We start from the raw sequence: 16,443 nt of genomic DNA, 5'->3' as shown, positions 1-16,443 counted from the left end.
CCTTTAAATGCGTGTGACTTTTACTTGTGGTAATAGTGTGTCGACAAGCTCTTTTGTGCCAAGCTCCTCAGAAAAGGCTGTAGCGCTTCCTGAAGTGACACCAAGCTTAAATGACTCTTCAATTGAAAGGCCTTTTGAAACGCCAGCTAAAAACCCTGCAACGACTGAATCCCCTGCTCCAACTGAATTAACGAGCGTTCCTTTTGGAACATTGGACTGATAGATTCCTTCTTTACTGAATAAGAGGGCGCCATCACCAGCCATGGAGACGATGACATGCTCAGCACCTTGTTCTAACAGCTTTTTCCCATAAGGAATGGCTTCTGCTGCTGATGAAATACTCGTCTCAAACATTTCACCCAGTTCATGATGATTTGGCTTCATTAAGAACGGTTTCATGTCTGCTGCTTTTTTTAACGCTTCGCCAGAAATATCAAGAACAACTCTTACACCTTGCTCCTGGCAAACTTCAGCAATACGCTCATATGTGTTATGAGGTAATGATGAAGGAATGCTGCCAGCTAAAACAACGACATCTCCTTCAGTCAATGAAGAAAATTGAGATAGAAACGACTCAAATTGCGCTTCAGTAATAGATGGGCCGAGTCCGTTGATTTCTGTCTCTTCACCTGTTTTTAGTTTTACATTGATCCTTGTATCTTCTGACACCTCGTGAAAGGCTGTTTGTAATTGTTCGTTCTGTAAAAAATTTTGAATATATTTGCCTGTAAATCCACCAATGAATCCAAGTGCTTTCGATTCAACACCGTGACGTTTTAATAGCCTTGAGACATTGATTCCTTTACCACCTGGATATTTTTGATCATAGGTTGAACGATTTAAACCGCCGACTGCAAAATCCTCCACGTGTACGATGTAATCAACTGATGGGTTTAAAGTAACTGTATAAATCATGTTTTCACTACCTTTATAACCGTTTTTTCATGGTAATTATCGAATGAATCTTCTTTTGCGTCGTTTGTGATAATGGTGGCTTCCTGTAAACTAGCAAAGGTTGAAAACGATATTTCGCCAAACTTTGAGGCATCTGATAAGATATAGGTTTTTTTCGCCTGTTTCATGGCTCTTTTTTTCATGAGTGCTTCCTCTGGATCAGGTGTTGTAAAACCCGCCTCGGGATGAATGCCATTTGTCCCAACAAAGCTTTTGTCAAAACGATAATTCTCCATCGCTGTCAAAGCTGCGGCTCCAACCATGGCTCCTGTTCGATGTTTCACTGATCCGCCTATCAAGTAAAAGGTAATACCTTTTCTCATGAGGGCTTCAATGTGCATCACACCGTTTGTCACCACGACAATATCTTGATCTGGATCGATATATTCAATCATTTGCTGTGTGGTTGTACCAGCATCTAAATAAATACAGTCGCCCTGTTTTAAAAGAGATGCCGCCGCCTCTGCTACCAATGACTTTTCTTGAAGGTTTTTGGCAGATTTCTCAAATACATCTGGTTCAAGGCGAATACTCGAAATCTTGGCTGCTCCTCCATGAACCCTTTTAAGAAATCCTTTTTCTTCAAGGGCTGATAAATCTCTTCTAATTGTAGATTCAGACGCATCCGTCATCATCGTTAAGTCCTGTATTTTAATGACATCATTTTCTTCCAAGCTGTCGATTATGAGTTGATGTCTTTCCGGTGTTAACATGCGAACACCCCTTTTGAAAACGTATTCATTTTGCGCGCACCTTTATTGTAATCGCTTTTTTCAACATTATCAATACAAAACAATCAAATACATTCAATAACTATCAAAATCTTTCACCATGGTCATCTTACCTTTATATGTACCATTTGTAAACTGAAAAATATGTGACAATAAGATGAAAGTCATGATATTAGCATTTCTATCATTTTTTATTTCATTCAATGGAACTAAAAAAAGCTTTTATGCGATTTGCATAAAAGCTTTTGATGGGTAATGAAGGCGAATGTAAACTGTTTGTATGCTTCTTTCCTCTTCGATTTATTCATACCTGAGCGATTCAATAGGGTCTAGTCTCGCTGCTTTATTCGCAGGAATTAACCCAAAAACAATACCAATGAGCATACTAAACAGTACGCCTCCACATACTACTTGCCAAGATACAAGAGACGGCCAGCCGGCAAATAGTGATACTAACGAAGCTCCGCCTAAACCAAGTGCAATCCCCATCAACCCGCCGATGAGTGTTAAAACGACAGACTCAATTAAAAACTGGACGAGGATTTGAGCCCTTGTTGCGCCCATCGCCTTTCGAATACCGATTTCTCTTGTCCTCTCTGTCACAGAAACGAGCATAATATTCATCACACCGATTCCGCCAACAAGTAAAGAGATCCCGGCTATTGAGCCAATGATCGTTGTCATAACGGATGTTATTTGACCAATCCCTTCTGCGATTTCTTCCATATTGATCATTTCGTAAGCATCTTCTGTATGATGATTTTCATTTAATATGGCAGCCGCGCTCTTTCCTACTTCCTTCATTTGATCAGCATGTGCGACTTGAATAGACAACTTATCATATTCACTCATACCAAGTGTGGAGGTGAGCATCGCAAATGGGACATAGATTTCATTCATATCAAATGAAAACATCCCTTTCTGTTTTGCTAACACACCGATGACTTCAACTGGCTGTCCGTTCATCCAAATCAGTTCGCCTAATGCCTTTTGTCCGTTGAATAGTTCTTTTTGTAAGCCATCTGAGATAAGAGCAGCTCTTCTGCCGCTTCTAAAATCAATATCTCTTAAATCCTGTCCTTCTGCGATTTGTAATGAATGTACATTTGTATACCCTTCATTTATACCGTTAACTGTCGCATCAACTGTCGTATCTTGAAACCTCAGCTGCATTCCTTGTGCAGTCGAGGAGGCGACCTGCTCCACCCCGTTGATTGTCCTAATGCTTTTTATGTCTTCCTCAGTAAATGATGCTTCGAATAAGGCATTTGGATTTGCATTTAATTCTTCGTCAGAAGGCGTATATGTCATATCAATGGTATTGTTTGGACCTGAAATCGATCCTTTTAACATTTGCTCACCGCCTTGACCGATCGCCACGACTGCAATGACTGATCCAACACCAATAATAATCCCAAGCATCGTTAAAATAGAACGTAATTTATGAGCTAAAACCGAATTCAGCGCTATTTTGATATTTTCAAAGAGTTTCATTCATAGCGTCCCCTTGTATCCATCTATCTTCAACAAGCCGTCCATCTCTCACAACGACAGTCCGATTTGTATACGCAGCTATTTCTTCTTCATGGGTGACAAGCACAATCGTTGTCCCTTCCTCATTCAGCTGTGTAAACTGTTCCATAATTGAGATGCTTGTTTTTGAGTCGAGAGCACCAGTCGGTTCATCTGCTAAAATCAGCTGAGGCTTATTGACAATCGCACGTGCAATTGCCACCCTTTGCTTTTGTCCTCCTGACAACTCACTTGGCATATGTTTCATTCGATCTGCCAAACCAACCTTTTCCAGTGCCAATTCCGCACGTTCTTTTCTTTCCTTTTGACTGATCCCAGCGTAAATCATCGGCAGTTCCACATTGCGCCTCGCATTTAACCTTGGCAGCAGATGAAATTGCTGAAAAACAAATCCAATGGATTGATTTCGAATGACCGCAAGCTCCTGGTCCTTTGCTGCTGACAGCTCTGTACCTTGAAAATGATATTGTCCTGTCGTTGGGCGGTCTAAACAGCCAATAATATTCATTAATGTTGATTTTCCAGAGCCGGACGGGCCCATAATGGACATATACTCGCCTTTTTCAATGACAAGATTCATATCACTTAATACATCAAATGTTTCGTGTGCGACCTCATAGCTTTTTGTCACGTTGGAAAGCTGAATCATTCAGCATTCACTTCCATTCCGTCATACATGTCATCTGTTGGATGAGCAATGATTTGATCCTCTGCCTTGACACCTTTTGTCACTTCAAGATCATGACCTGACGTTTCCCCTATGACCACTTTTACTTTTTTCAATTCATTTTTTTCAACAACATAAACGTATTGTCCATCAGTCTCTTTTTTTACCGCTGTTTCAGGAATTGTTTGCGCTTGGCGCTTATCTGTTTGAATTTCCATGATCATTTTAAAACCAGGCTTCGCCTCAGGTTTCTTTCCCTTTATTTCTACCTCAACAGGATATTGAACCGTTTGGTCGCTCGAAGTTGTTTCGACTGCTGTCTGGACAGGAACAGTGCCTACTTTTTTCACGACTCCTTGCCAGCTCTTCCCGCGAATGACATCAGACGTTACCTTCACTTTTTGTTTCTTTTTGATTTTTATGGCATCATACTCTGAGATCAAACCCCGCACGATCATTTTTTTATCATGACCAATATGAATGATCGGCTGCCTTTCTTCCGCCCCCCCTGCCCCTGCCTCTTGCTCAATGGAAATCACTGTTCCATCAATTTTACTATGTACGGTTAAATCTTCTATTTGAGCCTTTACTTTTTCTTGGCTGATCTCTGCTTGCTTTTGTTCTAATTCAGCCGCTCTCAGTTCTAATTGAAGCTGATCTCGCTCGCTTTTGATATTAGCGCCTGCTTTTTTCTCCTCTAATTCACTCAGCCGATTTTGCAATTGTTCCAGGTTTAATGTACTTGATTCAACGGCTAGTGCTTGCTGCTGCTCTTCAAGCTCCAGTTCCTTATTTTCATATGTAAGAAGCGGCGTTCCAGCCTTTACCTTTTCCCCTTCTTTCACAGCAATTTCCTTCAATTTCCCCTTTTCCTCTTCTTCATAGATGAACTGCTCTTCAAAGAATGAAAGTGTCCCCGGTGTCATCACGGTAGAGGTGATTTCTTTTGGCGTGAGTTTGACTGTTTTAATCGCTGCTGTAGAAGCAGGCTTTGCTTGGTTTTTCGCAATATTAAATCCAATAAATAGTCCAATCACAATAATTAAAATAGATCCAATGATGATTTTCTTTCTCATAAAAACCTTCTACCCCCAGCTTACTGATATGTTAATTGCTGTTCCTACATATTGAAAAATTAACGATAAGATATAAAAAACGCCTATAATCACCCAAGAAATTCTCGGTGATATACGCCCAACTTGGATGAATAAAAAGCCAGTTAAAACAAGATTCCAGATCACAAATAGATCGATATTGGCTAACACCGCCTGCCATGGACCAGAAATTCGAATGAGCGCGTTTAACGAGGTAACCGTGATGTCTTTTGGAACATGAAAAAGGATGACTGCCAAATGAGAAATAATTGTCCCAATGATCGTAACGGGTGTAATGAACAGGACCGCTGAAAAAAGCTGCCGAAATGATGCATCACCTTTCGCTAAAAATACGATGAGCTTATATATAGCCGCATTGATGACAATCCCAAATACGAGACCAATGAGTGTCACCACATAAACAACAGGTATCGGCAAACTTAAATCTGCCCACATTCCCTTATTTACGAGCTCAGACAAATAAGTCACAACGACTGTTAAAATAAGCACACAAGATAAAGGCCACCAAACAACTGGATTTTCCCATACTCTTTTCAGGTGCTCTGATGGTCTTGTACTCACTCCAATGATCGTAGGTTTGTCCATGTTTTCTTTCATCAAATGTCATCCTCTCTATGTCAAGCAAGTATGCAAACGCACAATAACGCTCTTTTTCTTTCTATTTTATCAAAAGATTGCCAATAAGTGATCGAACATTTGATTTTCTTATTTTCGTTGAGAAAAAATTTTATCTATTATTCTATTTTCACGAAAGAAACCCTTCAAATGACCTCATGATCCGACCATATTCATACCAAGAATCGTGCTTTTACTGACCTAAAAACATTTTATTAAGTAAACAATATGTCTTTCGGAATAAATATCCTTTTCTTTTGAATTCGCATGGTCTTAGATAGACACAACAATTTTTTGTTAAAATAATCCTATTAATTTCGACAAATCCCGGCTTTATAGGACTATGATTGGTTTCTTTTACAGAACAAATAAGTCTTTAGTATCAATACTTTCATATTAAAAAATTAAAAATAAAGGGATTTTACTTGATCAAAAGTTATTTTTTCATATAATGTAAAATAGAGGTAGGTTAAATGATAGTGGAAATGGAGTCAAGTGAATGTTAAGAGAAAAATTGAAAATGCAATTGATTTTACTGTATGAAAAGGAACAAGAAGCATGGCAATACTTTCGAAAGGAAAGAGAATCGATTTATCATGAGCTCAAATTACTTGATATGAAAGAAAGCAGACCTTCTAATGACAAAATATACTACGCTGCAAGATGTGTAGATATTATCAAAGAGAAAAAGGGAAGCATTGTGAGCACAAAAGAATTAAAGGAACAGCTTCAAGCCCAAACAGATTTCAATGTGAGACGAATCAGCGAATTGTATGATCTCATTCAGCAGCTCGATCCTCACATTTCTAAAGCAAGAAGGGGATGTTTTATTTACGAAGATCACACCCAAGTACCTCTACAAACTTTTCACACATAAAAAATTGGTTACAGCCGGGTGGCCATAACCAAATCCTCTAATATCTATTATCCACCACTTACAGGAGGAATGAGTGCAACAGTGTCCCCGCTACGCACTTCAGCATTTTCCCTCGTATATATTTCGTTGACTGCAACCATTACGTTTTGTGCAGCATCAACACCATATACCTCCTGTAATTCTATTTTAATCTCATCAACCGTTGTTTGATCTTTTTGAATGATGATTTGTTGTTTACCGGCCTTCTCAGCAAGGCCGGCGAACAATAATACATTAATCATGCTGATCACCTTCTTTCTCTGCAAGTTGAAGATTGCTAGGTTTACCTTCTGGATATGAAACCGTTTCAAGCTGATCACCTATCCAGGCCTCTCCGTCTTCCCAATATTCTTTTTTCCAAATGGGAACAATTTCCTTGATTCGTTCAATGGCATATTCATTGGCTTCGTAGGCAGCCTTCCTATGAGGAGACGAAACGGCGATCGCAACAGCAATATCCGTTATCTCAAGTGTTCCAATCCGGTGCACAATCGCTGCTTCAGTGTCAGGCCATCGATTTTTGATTTCTTGTCCAATCTGCCTTAGCATGCTTTCCGCCATTGGTATGTATGCTTCGTAGGTTAAACGCAATGTTTTCTTGCCGTTTGTCCATTCTCTGACCGTCCCAATAAACGTCGTAATCGCCCCTGCCTTTCGTCTTGTCACATGCTGAATCAATTCGTTTACCTCAATCGGCGTTTTTGTTATTTTAAAAAGTTCGCTCAAAACGTGCCGCCTCCCTTCAATAAGTGAAAAGCAAATGTCATCCCGCGCTTATCAAAAGCTGAAAACACAGGAAACGGGTAATTTTCGGTTAATTGATCTTCTTGAGAAAAATAAATAGCTGCTTGTATATTGGAAAGAGCGGAAAGGTCAATAAGCTCCTCTTCATTCTTTACACAAACGATTTTGCGATAAGGCGCCTGTTTGTACCCCTCTATGAGAACAGCGTCTAACGGAAGATGCTGACACATGTTGAGCAGCTGTTCTAACGTGAAGTCCTGCATCGAAAAGTGAAATTCACCTTCTCCTTCCACACCTGCGGCATAGGCACCTGCCTGAATATATCGATCAGTATCTTTTTCTTTGACAAGACGATCTGGTGTCCCCCCATGTCCATGGTGTTTAAAGCAGCCTAGCTTCAGTCCTTCACGTTCGGCCAGCTGACAGAGCTTTTCGATTAATGTGGTCTTGCCACTATTTTGAAAACCGACCACCTGTAATATGCTTAATTTGTCATCCAGCATGGAGACCCACCGCCTTTGTGCTGAAACAGCAGAACATCAACTTGATCACCTGCTTGAAAACCTCTTGTTCCCCCAGGCAGCATGATGAAACAGTCAGCCTCTGCAATAGAGGTCACTGCACTTGATTTATCAAGACCTGTCGGAGTCACACTGATCTGACTCCCAGTGAATTGAAGAGCCGCCCTGACAAAACGAGTAAACGGATTGGCTTTTGGAAAATCATGTGTGAGTTTCGCCTCAGCAAAAGCAGGAAACGGATTGTCTTTCATATACCATTTATAAATGATCGGTTTCACAAATAATTCAAAGCCCACAAAACAGGCAGCAGGGTTTCCAGACAGACCAAACAGCAATTGACCATTCGGCATTGCAGCCACAGTCGTCACACTTCCAGGTCTCATGGCTACTTTATTAAACAGTACCTTGGCTCCCAGCTTTTCATAAATGGCAGGCAGAAAGTCAAAATCACCCACAGACACGCCGCCTGTTGTGATCAGAATGTCTACCTTGCTCATGGCTGCTTTTACTGCATGATAACTTTTGTCAAAATCATCGGAGACTCCGCCTAAATCTAGCGGATCAGCTCCGGCCTCAAGTACCTGCGCATAGACCATACTCAGATTACTATTTCTAATCTTGCCGTCTACCATGGCATCACTTACTTGAAGAAGCTCTGTGCCCGTTGAAATAATGCCAATCACCGGTTTTTTGACAACTGGCACTACCGCATATCCAAATGTCGCCAAAAGAGCCGTGACGCCAGAAGTGACAGCTGTTCCTTTTTTGACCATCACGTTTCCTTTGAGAACCTCTTCTCCTTGACGAGAAATATTGTCTCCCTTTTTCAGCGGTCTTTTCAGTGACATGAATGATTTGCCGTCTTTTTCGAAAGTCTTCGTCAGCTCGATCATGATGACGACATTTGCTCCATTTGGAATTTTTGCCCCTGTCATAATACGGATGGCCTGAAAGGGACCGATGGTTTTTGCTGAGACCATTCCTGCACCAATATGATCAATGACCTCGAATTCAACTGGATGCGCACTTGACGCTTCTTTTGTATCTTCTGCCCGAAGCGCAAATCCATCATACGGAGAACGATCAAATGCCGGAACATCATGGTCTGCCAAAATATCTTCTGCAATAAACCTTCCAAGGCTATCCTTTAAAGGGACCCATTCTATTTCTCCATGTTTTTCGTATTGGTGAACTTTCTTTATGGCCTCTTCTACTGGTATTGGCTGCCGTCTTTCCATCACACTTCACTCCTATATCCCTAGCAGTCTTGCTAGCAATGAATTGGCTTCTTTTTCATCATTTGTTCCATGGATTAATGCACGTCCTCCTTTGAAACAGACCATCCGGTAATTTTCGTAGCGTACATGGATTAAGAAGTCGTTTACTTCCACCTCACAAATAGATGAGAGCCGCTCTTTCATATGCTGAAATGAGAGTTCTGCTAAATCCTTTGAAACAATTTGAACAGTGTCACGTCCGCAAAGAACCGTCGATTTTTTACGCTGATCATGTAAATAAGGATAGGTTCTTGCGATGCCGCAAGTTGGACAGTTCTTCTCTTTAGTTAGAGATAAATCCATTTTAAATGATGTGGACTGCCAAAGATCAAACGTGACAAATTTCCGCTCGATTTGATCTTCATGCCCTGTTAAATATTTTAGTGCCTCTGTTTGCTGATAAGCAGAAACCATTTGAACAGCAGGTGAAATAATCCCCGCTGTATCACACGTCAAGCCGCCAACAGGCATTGCCGTGAACACACATGATAAACATGGCGTTTTATCCGGCAATATGGTCATATACATCCCCTGACTGCTCACACAAGCGCCATATATCCACGGCGTCTTCGTTTCTAGTGATAAGTCATTCATCACCATTCTTGTCTCAAAATTATCTGTTGCATCAATGACGATATCTGCTCTCTGGAATAACGGCCTTAACAGCTCCGCCCCTGCATCTTCAATCAGAGCGTGTATGGTCACTTCATGATTGATCTGCTCGAGACGTTTTTGTGCCGCAGCTGCTTTTGGTACATGTGCCTTTGCATCATGTTCCGTGTAGAGCTGCTGCCGCTGTAAATTTGAAAATTCCACATAATCACGATCGACAATCGTAAGCGTACCGATGCCAGACCGGACAAGCCCTTCCGCAGAAGCGGTACCAAGTGCACCGGCTCCAACGATCAGAACATGACTTTCAGCCAGCGCATTCTGTCCTTTTTCCCCAACCGGAGGGAACAAGATTTGTCTTGAATATCGGTCATTCAATGCTGTTCTCTCCTCACCGTTTTTTATGTATCATATCATACCGTTTTCAGGTAAATCGCTTCTTTTATTGATATTACGAAATTCGTTAGATGTTACGTTCAGTTCTTCCTCTGAAACGATGTGCACCTGAAGCTTTTGAAGCAAATCTTTAATGGCTAATTGATTCTCTTTTAAACACGCGCGAATAAACGGCAGAGAGCGGCGGTGATAAAGTGCAAATAAAGGCTGTAATCTGCCCTGAACAAGCGGGATAATGGCATCTGCGTGCTCACTGCAATAGGACGATAATACTTCCGCCGTTTTCTTCCGTATGAAAGGCATGTCACACGCCGTCACTAAATACCATTCTGCTTCTTGCTTTTGCATCGCTGTATATATGCCGGCAAGCGGTCCGCATCCGCGCACCTCTTCATCATCTAAACACACACTTTGTTCCCCTCTTGCTTTGAAAAAAGGAAGAAGCGATGGTTGGCTGATGATGACAGTCTGCCCGTCTAAAAGCTGCTCTTTCACATGCTCATATAATGGTTTCCCTTGATACATATGACTTGCCTTTGGCTCTCCAAAACGTCTGGAAGCTCCTCCAGCTAAAATCACATTCACTACGTGCATCCTCTCATCCTCCTTTGATATGGTTGTTCTAATCGCACTCCTTTCGCATACTTTATTGGTAACATGAATAAGGAGGGTCTATCGATGAACAGGCGCCATGCTTCTCCCCTATTCCATGATCTATCTCAAGAGAATTTATACTTAAAAGCTGAAACTGCCAAATATCAACAAATGATCTCTGATTTACAGTCCTCATATACGTATTCTAAAAATAAGAAGCTAACTCAAGAATATCATGAGATGAAAAAGGATTACACGCAATTAAAACAACAACTGGATGAAATAACCAATGATCAACATGATGCTGCCTCAAAAATACAGGATCTCTCTTACAGCAAAACAGAATTGTTACATAAAATGGTCCTTCTCCATGAGATGCTGCAAAAGGAAACCTATCATAGAAGAAAAGAAACCGAAGAAAAACACAGGCTGCATTTGAAAGTTGTCAAATATAAGGAAATCTCGCAACAATTAAATGAACGGATAGAAGATCAAGATAAACGACTTGAAAAAGAGGAGAAAAAAGGAAATACTTTATCCGCAGTGATTGAAAAGCTGCAGCAAAATTTGGGCGATAAAAACGCAGAGCTCCATGTATTACAGGAAGGCGTCAGACACCTTCAAGAGCGTTTTTATGAAACGCAGGAGAAATTACTGCAAATTGAAAAAGCAAAAGAAGCGATTTTTTATGAAACGCTCACGAGCTATCAAAAACAGTTAGCAGAAAGCGAGGAATGGATCGCATCTCATTTTGCTGATATTGACCAGTCAGCACAAACAAATTCACAGCCATTCTCACGAGACCGCATCCTGCAAACGACAGAAGAAATCGAACCGATTTTGAAGAAACTCAACGAACAAGTTCAAACACTTCAGGAACAAGTCGATGCTGTGCAGCGTAATGGAGAAGTCATGACAGTCAAAATCGACGGCTTTAAAAAACAGCGTGATCACCTGCCTAAGGAACGCAAAATTGTCTATACAGTTGATCAAAAGAAGTAATTCTCGAAATAAAAAACTGCTGGCTTGACGCCCAGCAGTTTTTTTTATTTATTCGTCTTCTGTTTGAATGTCGCCTTCTAAAATATACTGTCCGCGATAAGGCTTCTTCACTTCAGGATACATTTTAATTAAGCTTTGCATAAACGTTGTCATATTTGGGATTTCAAGACCGCTCTCTTTTTCGATCTCTTTTTGAAGCTCTGAGCTTTTAATCGCTGCATTATGACGTTTTAACGTTTTAATCGCAGCTTCACGAAGCTTCGCTGCCTTTGAGCCAGGACGAGCTGTGCCTCTTCTGCGTCTTGTCGATCCTTCAGGAATACCTACAGGTGCACCGTTTAGCTGTCCTGTTCCTAAAGATGATGATTGTGGTTGTGCCGGCTGCTGGTAGCTTCTCATTTCTTGCGCAGCAAGCTCAGCTAATACAGGCAGTGAATCTGTCTTTCTTTCTGTACGTACTTCTTTTTTTGTATCTGACACTAGACCTGTTCCTTGACGGTCTAATTCTCTTAATTTTGCATAAATCGCATCGCGCTCAATTTGATATTCACGGATGACCTTTACTTCTGCCTCGTTTAATTGTTCCAATCGTAAACGTAACGCTTCCCTCTCATTAAACAATGGATTTCCCCCTCATCATATAAAAAATATTCTATAGTAAATATTAGATTAGAAAACTAATTTTATCAACTATTTTTTTATCATTTTACAGTTTGCTAACAGATAGGTATTTTCAACTAAAATTTTGCCAAGGAGGAAAAATCGGCACCCATTTCATTGACACCATAGGCTTTTGACAAACCTTAAAATATTGTAAAAAAATTGAATAAACGCTTATACTACTTGATTTATATAGTTATTTACCTAACTGAAATTTCTTTTGTGCAAAAACGTTCTGAATAGTAAAAAGTTAAAATCTTTACAATTTCATTTCAAAATAAAAATGTAAATAGGTCGTTATACCTTTTTGTTTCAGGGATATTTTTTAATAAACTCCCTCATTTTCTCTTTTCTTAGGAATAATAAACTCGTCCAGTGCAATACGCCGCCTGTTTTTGCCCATGAAAAAACCCCCATTTATGGGGGAAAGCCTATTCTGCAGCCTTTTCAGACTCAGAAAGCACTCGATTGACACGTTTTTCAAGCATTTTCATTCCGCTTCCACCGGCTTGAAAGTGACGCAAAGCACCTGTTTTATCAAATACATAATATGCAGGTACATATTCGTTTTCAAAGGCTTCTGTTAGGTGATGATCACTGTCCACAAAGATTGGCTGCGTGATTTCATGCTCTTTCGCAACTTCTTTGATTTTTTCTAGATCTAGGTCATCTTCTGAACGAGGCATATGAACTGCTACAACGTTTAGTTGATCCTTGTACTCATCACGGAATTGATTGACTTGAGGCATTGCCTCTTTACAAAGATGACAGCTGACTGACCAGAAATGAATCAATGTTGGTTTGTCACCAATCAAATCTTCTTTTGTTACTTCTCCATTTAACCACTCTTTTGCACCAGTTAGTTCTGGCATTGGTTGACGTAATTTCATTATGAAGCGCCTCCATCCATTGTATGTGTCGAAACAAAAAGGTCTAACATCAGTTAGACCCTCCTGTTTCTTCAGTTATCAATTAAAGTGTTTTTTGACCAGGTTTCCAGTTCGCTGGGCAAAGTCCACCAGTTTGTAATGCTTGAAGAACACGTAATGTCTCATCTACATCACGACCGATATTGTTGTGGAATACTGTTTGGTATTGAAGTTCGCCTTCTGGGTTAATGATGAATAAACCGCGAAGAGCAATTCCTTCTTCTTCAATTAAAACGCCGTATTCTCTAGACACTGTGTGGTTAGTATCAGCAGCTAACGGGTATTTTAATTCACCTAGACCATTGTCTTTACGGTCTGTATTGATCCAAGCAAGATGCGTGTGGATTGTATCAGTAGATACACCGATGATTTCTGCATCTAAATCTTCGAACTCGTCATAACGATCGCTCATTGCTGTAATTTCAGTTGGGCAAACAAATGTGAAATCCATTGGATAGAAGAAAAGAACTGTCCATTTGTCATTCTTCATGTTTTCCTCTAAACTTACTTTACCAAATTCCTTGTTAGCAAGTACTGCTTCCATTTCAAAACGTGGAGCTTGTTTTCCTACAAAACGCTCTGCCATATGTAAATCCCTCCAAAAAATAATATCTTTATACAGTCTTCTTAGCTGTATATAAAATGAGAATCAAAACTTAAAATTCTCATTTAGTTAATAACTTCACAATTACAATTATAATACTTATGCGATTTTTAGTCAATATTAATTAATAATAAATTTAATTAACGATTTGTCACAATTCCTGCTTCACCTATCAAAAGTTTAACATGACTTGCATAAGGGAACAAATGATTAGCTTCTCTTTTAGAGCATACATAGAAAGGTTTTGAAGATCATGAGAGCATTTCAACAAGTAGATTGGGTTTCCATTATCCTCAATAGCAGTATGTTTTTGCTAAAACTAGTCGCCATTTTTGCCATTTACTTTATCATCAGAGCCATAGGAAACAAGATGATTAAGCGAGCCTATTCCACATTCGCTGAAAAGCATGAAGTCTCTTTATCAAGAGCACAGACGCTTCAAAGTCTGACGTTAAATATTTTCGCCTACTTATTGATTTTTATTCTAGTTGTGATGATCCTCGACTTATTTCATTATAACCCGACTGCTTTGCTGGCAGGTGCAGGCGTTGTAGGACTTGCGATCGGTTTTGGCGCTCAAGGGTTAGTGAGTGATATTGTGACCGGATTCTTTATACTATTGGAAAAACAATTTGATGTAGGAGAATATATAACGGTCGCCGGCTTTGATGGGATTGTTGAACAAATTGGACTAAGAACCACACAGCTTCGAAGCTTTGACGGCACCCTTCATTTTATTCCTAATCGCAGCATACTGAATGTGAGCAATCATTCAAGAGGAACGATGCAGGCACTCGTTGATATTGAGCTGTCTCCGGATGAAAATGTGGATCAGATGATCACAGCCCTTCAAGCTGCCTGTGATGAGGTGCGAGAGGAAACTCCTCAAATTATCGAAGGTCCTCAAGTTGTCGGCGTGGAGGCGTTCGGTTCTTCTTCCCTTGTGCTGCGCATCATAGCGAAAACTGAAACAATGGAGCAATGGCGGGTAGAACGAATCTTGCGCAAAAAAATGAAAGAAGTACTCGATATAGAAAAAGAGCAAAAAGAACCGGGATCATAATCTACCGGTTCTTTTTCTTGTTTTATTGAACTCGCTGTTCTACTTCTTGGCAAATTTCATCAGCCGTCATACCTGATGCTGTAATAACAGATGCCTTTGTTGTTGTGTCTGAAATGCCAAGAACATTTGAATCTAATCCTGTGACGACATAACAGTCACACTGATCCATTTGCTGTTCATTTTGAATACGTACGACATCATACCCTTTTTGCTTCAATAGTTCTTCTACATCGGATAAAGATTGTTCTACACCAATTCTTGTCATAATCAAGAACACCTCCTGTTCATAAGGTGTACAGGAGGCAGCTCGATTATTCATTCACCAGCTTGCTTTTTAAAATAAGCCGTCATGACATTCACAGCTGTTTCAATCGCGTTTTCATCCGGCTGGAGCTTTGCATGATGCAGGCCGTATTCTGAATCGACCCCTAACCAAAACATGAAGCCGGGATATTTTTTCAGCATGTAGCCAAAATCTTCTCCTGTCATGGCTTCTCTGCATTCAATCACATTCGCAAGCCCTTCTTCGGCTACATATGACATAAATTCCTCTGTCAAATCCTTTGAATTGTCCACTTCGTAATAAGACGAAGGATAACGAACAGTTGCTTTGCATTCGTAGCCAATTTCAATTCCTTTTGCCAATGCTTCAATTCGCTTTCTCACCTTGTCCATAGACTCTGGCGAAAGTGTGCGAATGGTACCGTCAAGCTTTGCATGCTGCGCAATAATATTTTGAGCCGTTCCGCCGGTAATCGTGCCCACTGTAATGACCGCACTATCAAGGGGATCAACATTACGCGAAATCACCGATTGCAGCTGACCTACAAGAGCACTTGCAGCAACAACCATATCATTTGCTAAATGAGGATATGCTGCGTGTCCGCCTTTTCCTTCAAGCTCAATCAAAAGCTCACTCGTATTGGCAAATAACAAACCAGGCTTTGTAGCAATTGTTCCAACAGGATATTCAGGTGCGATATGCAGCGCTGTAATAAAGTCTGGCGTCCATTTTTTGAGAACATCACTTGTAAGCATTGGTTCGGCACCGCCTGGACCTTCTTCTGCCGGCTGGAAGATAAATAATACGTCTTCTTTGATCGGTTCATGAACGAAATGATCGATGATACCAAGTGCAATGGTCATATGAAGGTCATGTCCACATGCATGCATCTTCCCTTCATGCACAGATTCAAATGGATACCCTGTTTCCTCGGGTATAGACAGGCCGTCCATATCTGCACGATAAGCAAATACGCGCGTTGGATTTGTCCCTTTCACTTTTACAAAAAGCCCAGTTCGCCACGTTTCAATCTCAACTCGATCTTTTGAATAGGTGTCCAAATGCTGAATAAGATACGCTTGTGTTTTAAATTCTTGGAAACCAAGCTCAGGGATTTGGTGTAAATCTCTTCGAATGGATATTAATTGCTCACGATTTAACAAGTGAACTCACTTCCTTTCTTCTATACGAATAAGACGTGGATATCTCATCCACGTCTTTGTCTTC

At 40.4% G+C, this 16,443-nt stretch carries 20 protein-coding genes; 3 read left to right on the top strand and 17 right to left on the bottom strand.

The genetic code is table 11. From position 1 onward, the window contains the following. Window positions 1-3 precede the first annotated feature (3 nt). The 6 genes from pfkB to MHI46_RS07000 all read right to left on the bottom strand — a co-directional run bounded on the left by pfkB (window position 4) and on the right by MHI46_RS07000 (window position 5,597). Window positions 4-915: a 1-phosphofructokinase gene (gene pfkB, locus MHI46_RS07025; protein ID WP_059376998.1), complete on the bottom strand. Its 912-nt coding sequence runs from the start codon at window positions 913-915 to the stop codon at window positions 4-6. After that, entirely contained in the window at window positions 912-1,667 is a 756-nt protein-coding gene (locus MHI46_RS07020) for a DeoR/GlpR family DNA-binding transcription regulator (protein WP_039178192.1), read from the bottom strand. Before MHI46_RS07020 ends, pfkB begins: the two co-directional genes overlap by 4 nt. A gap of 318 nt (window positions 1,668-1,985) precedes the next feature. Then, window positions 1,986-3,179: an ABC transporter permease gene (locus tag MHI46_RS07015; RefSeq protein WP_058837768.1), complete on the bottom strand. Its 1,194-nt coding sequence runs from the start codon at window positions 3,177-3,179 to the stop codon at window positions 1,986-1,988. After that, a complete protein-coding gene (locus MHI46_RS07010) occupies window positions 3,166-3,867 on the bottom strand; it encodes an ABC transporter ATP-binding protein (RefSeq protein WP_058837769.1) in 702 nt (233 codons plus the stop codon). The genes MHI46_RS07015 and MHI46_RS07010 overlap by 14 nt, the downstream gene beginning before the upstream one ends. After that, a complete protein-coding gene (locus MHI46_RS07005) occupies window positions 3,864-4,961 on the bottom strand; it encodes an efflux RND transporter periplasmic adaptor subunit (RefSeq protein ID WP_342503190.1) in 1,098 nt (365 codons plus the stop codon). The genes MHI46_RS07010 and MHI46_RS07005 overlap by 4 nt, the downstream gene beginning before the upstream one ends. Before the next feature lie 9 nt (window positions 4,962-4,970). Then, complete coding sequence (locus tag MHI46_RS07000) at window positions 4,971-5,597, bottom strand: YIP1 family protein (protein ID WP_058837771.1); 627 nt, start codon at window positions 5,595-5,597, stop codon at window positions 4,971-4,973. Window positions 5,598-6,114: 517 nt separating this feature from the next. On the opposite strand from MHI46_RS07000, the gene MHI46_RS06995 reads away from it, so the two are divergent. After that, window positions 6,115-6,492: a hypothetical protein gene (locus tag MHI46_RS06995; RefSeq protein WP_034281609.1), complete on the top strand. Its 378-nt coding sequence runs from the start codon at window positions 6,115-6,117 to the stop codon at window positions 6,490-6,492. Window positions 6,493-6,539: 47 nt separating this feature from the next. Here the strand turns inward: MHI46_RS06995 and moaD are convergent, their stop codons facing one another. From moaD to MHI46_RS06965, 6 genes are read right to left on the bottom strand one after another with little or no spacing between them, the layout of a single operon-like run. Then, window positions 6,540-6,773, bottom strand: a complete 234-nt coding sequence (gene moaD, locus MHI46_RS06990) for a molybdopterin converting factor subunit 1 (RefSeq protein ID WP_039178180.1) — start codon at window positions 6,771-6,773, stop codon at window positions 6,540-6,542. After that, entirely contained in the window at window positions 6,766-7,257 is a 492-nt protein-coding gene (locus MHI46_RS06985; protein ID WP_058837772.1) for a molybdenum cofactor biosynthesis protein MoaE, read from the bottom strand. Before MHI46_RS06985 ends, moaD begins: the two co-directional genes overlap by 8 nt. Then, entirely contained in the window at window positions 7,254-7,778 is a 525-nt protein-coding gene (gene mobB, locus MHI46_RS06980; protein WP_144495014.1) for a molybdopterin-guanine dinucleotide biosynthesis protein B, read from the bottom strand. The genes MHI46_RS06985 and mobB overlap by 4 nt, the downstream gene beginning before the upstream one ends. Further along, entirely contained in the window at window positions 7,760-9,037 is a 1,278-nt protein-coding gene (gene glp, locus MHI46_RS06975) for a gephyrin-like molybdotransferase Glp (RefSeq protein WP_186366074.1), read from the bottom strand. The genes mobB and glp overlap by 19 nt, the downstream gene beginning before the upstream one ends. A 9-nt stretch (window positions 9,038-9,046) precedes the next feature. Then, window positions 9,047-10,063 (bottom strand): thiazole biosynthesis adenylyltransferase ThiF, encoded by a 1,017-nt coding sequence (locus MHI46_RS06970; protein ID WP_144495018.1) that lies wholly within the window; start codon window positions 10,061-10,063, stop codon window positions 9,047-9,049. 30 nt (window positions 10,064-10,093) lie between these two features. Next, the gene (locus tag MHI46_RS06965; RefSeq protein WP_144495020.1) at window positions 10,094-10,675 is read right to left on the bottom strand and encodes a molybdenum cofactor guanylyltransferase; all 582 of its coding nucleotides are present in this window, start codon (window positions 10,673-10,675) and stop codon (window positions 10,094-10,096) included. A gap of 84 nt (window positions 10,676-10,759) precedes the next feature. Here MHI46_RS06965 and MHI46_RS06960 point away from each other — a divergent pair, with 84 nt between their 5' ends. Next, window positions 10,760-11,677, top strand: a complete 918-nt coding sequence (locus tag MHI46_RS06960) for a sigmaE regulated sporulation protein (protein WP_144495022.1) — start codon at window positions 10,760-10,762, stop codon at window positions 11,675-11,677. Window positions 11,678-11,725: 48 nt separating this feature from the next. Here MHI46_RS06960 and rok read toward each other — a convergent pair whose 3' ends face one another. The 3 genes from rok to ahpA form a co-directional block, all read right to left on the bottom strand. Further along, window positions 11,726-12,298 (bottom strand): transcriptional regulator Rok, encoded by a 573-nt coding sequence (gene rok, locus MHI46_RS06955; RefSeq protein WP_024426871.1) that lies wholly within the window; start codon window positions 12,296-12,298, stop codon window positions 11,726-11,728. Window positions 12,299-12,768: 470 nt separating this feature from the next. Then, on the bottom strand, window positions 12,769-13,227 hold the full coding sequence (locus MHI46_RS06950) for a TlpA disulfide reductase family protein (protein WP_024424727.1): 459 nt from the start codon (window positions 13,225-13,227) through the stop codon (window positions 12,769-12,771). 82 nt (window positions 13,228-13,309) lie between these two features. Beyond that, window positions 13,310-13,852 carry a biofilm-specific peroxidase AhpA gene (gene ahpA, locus MHI46_RS06945; RefSeq protein WP_003211758.1) on the bottom strand — a complete coding sequence of 181 codons (543 nt, stop codon included), beginning with the start codon at window positions 13,850-13,852 and terminating at the stop codon, window positions 13,310-13,312. A gap of 271 nt (window positions 13,853-14,123) precedes the next feature. Between ahpA and MHI46_RS06940 the strand changes: the two genes are divergently transcribed. After that, on the top strand, window positions 14,124-14,933 hold the full coding sequence (locus MHI46_RS06940) for a mechanosensitive ion channel family protein (protein ID WP_342503189.1): 810 nt from the start codon (window positions 14,124-14,126) through the stop codon (window positions 14,931-14,933). Between the two features lie 22 nt (window positions 14,934-14,955). Here the strand turns inward: MHI46_RS06940 and MHI46_RS06935 are convergent, their stop codons facing one another. Next, a complete protein-coding gene (locus MHI46_RS06935) occupies window positions 14,956-15,198 on the bottom strand; it encodes a YkuS family protein (protein WP_024424725.1) in 243 nt (80 codons plus the stop codon). Window positions 15,199-15,248: 50 nt separating this feature from the next. Beyond that, on the bottom strand, window positions 15,249-16,379 hold the full coding sequence (locus MHI46_RS06930) for an N-acetyldiaminopimelate deacetylase (RefSeq protein ID WP_341083645.1): 1,131 nt from the start codon (window positions 16,377-16,379) through the stop codon (window positions 15,249-15,251). Window positions 16,380-16,443 lie beyond the last annotated feature (64 nt).

Origin of the sequence: Bacillus sp. FSL K6-1000, assembly GCF_038630785.1 — a bacterium.
In the GTDB taxonomy this organism is placed as follows: Bacteria; Bacillota; Bacilli; order Bacillales; family Bacillaceae; genus Bacillus; species Bacillus safensis.
Note: the sequence above shows the minus strand (reverse complement) of the source record. Positions and strands in the feature narration are given on the sequence as shown.

Excerpts from the sequence above, each read along its gene's own strand:
- pfkB (WP_059376998.1), bottom strand. The coding sequence starts at position 915 with ATGATTTATACAGTTACTTTAAACCCATCAGTTGATTACATCGTACAC.
- MHI46_RS07020 (WP_039178192.1), bottom strand. The coding sequence starts at position 1,667 with ATGTTAACACCGGAAAGACATCAACTCATAATCGACAGCTTGGAAGAA.
- MHI46_RS07015 (WP_058837768.1), bottom strand. The coding sequence starts at position 3,179 with ATGAAACTCTTTGAAAATATCAAAATAGCGCTGAATTCGGTTTTAGCT.
- MHI46_RS07010 (WP_058837769.1), bottom strand. The coding sequence starts at position 3,867 with ATGATTCAGCTTTCCAACGTGACAAAAAGCTATGAGGTCGCACACGAA.
- MHI46_RS07005 (WP_342503190.1), bottom strand. The coding sequence starts at position 4,961 with ATGAGAAAGAAAATCATCATTGGATCTATTTTAATTATTGTGATTGGA.
- MHI46_RS07000 (WP_058837771.1), bottom strand. The coding sequence starts at position 5,597 with ATGAAAGAAAACATGGACAAACCTACGATCATTGGAGTGAGTACAAGA.
- MHI46_RS06995 (WP_034281609.1), top strand. The coding sequence starts at position 6,115 with ATGTTAAGAGAAAAATTGAAAATGCAATTGATTTTACTGTATGAAAAG.
- moaD (WP_039178180.1), bottom strand. The coding sequence starts at position 6,773 with ATGATTAATGTATTATTGTTCGCCGGCCTTGCTGAGAAGGCCGGTAAA.
- mobB (WP_144495014.1), bottom strand. The coding sequence starts at position 7,778 with ATGCTGGATGACAAATTAAGCATATTACAGGTGGTCGGTTTTCAAAAT.
- MHI46_RS06965 (WP_144495020.1), bottom strand. The coding sequence starts at position 10,675 with ATGCACGTAGTGAATGTGATTTTAGCTGGAGGAGCTTCCAGACGTTTT.
- MHI46_RS06960 (WP_144495022.1), top strand. The coding sequence starts at position 10,760 with ATGAACAGGCGCCATGCTTCTCCCCTATTCCATGATCTATCTCAAGAG.
- MHI46_RS06950 (WP_024424727.1), bottom strand. The coding sequence starts at position 13,227 with ATGAAATTACGTCAACCAATGCCAGAACTAACTGGTGCAAAAGAGTGG.
- ahpA (WP_003211758.1), bottom strand. The coding sequence starts at position 13,852 with ATGGCAGAGCGTTTTGTAGGAAAACAAGCTCCACGTTTTGAAATGGAA.
- MHI46_RS06940 (WP_342503189.1), top strand. The coding sequence starts at position 14,124 with ATGAGAGCATTTCAACAAGTAGATTGGGTTTCCATTATCCTCAATAGC.
- MHI46_RS06935 (WP_024424725.1), bottom strand. The coding sequence starts at position 15,198 with ATGACAAGAATTGGTGTAGAACAATCTTTATCCGATGTAGAAGAACTA.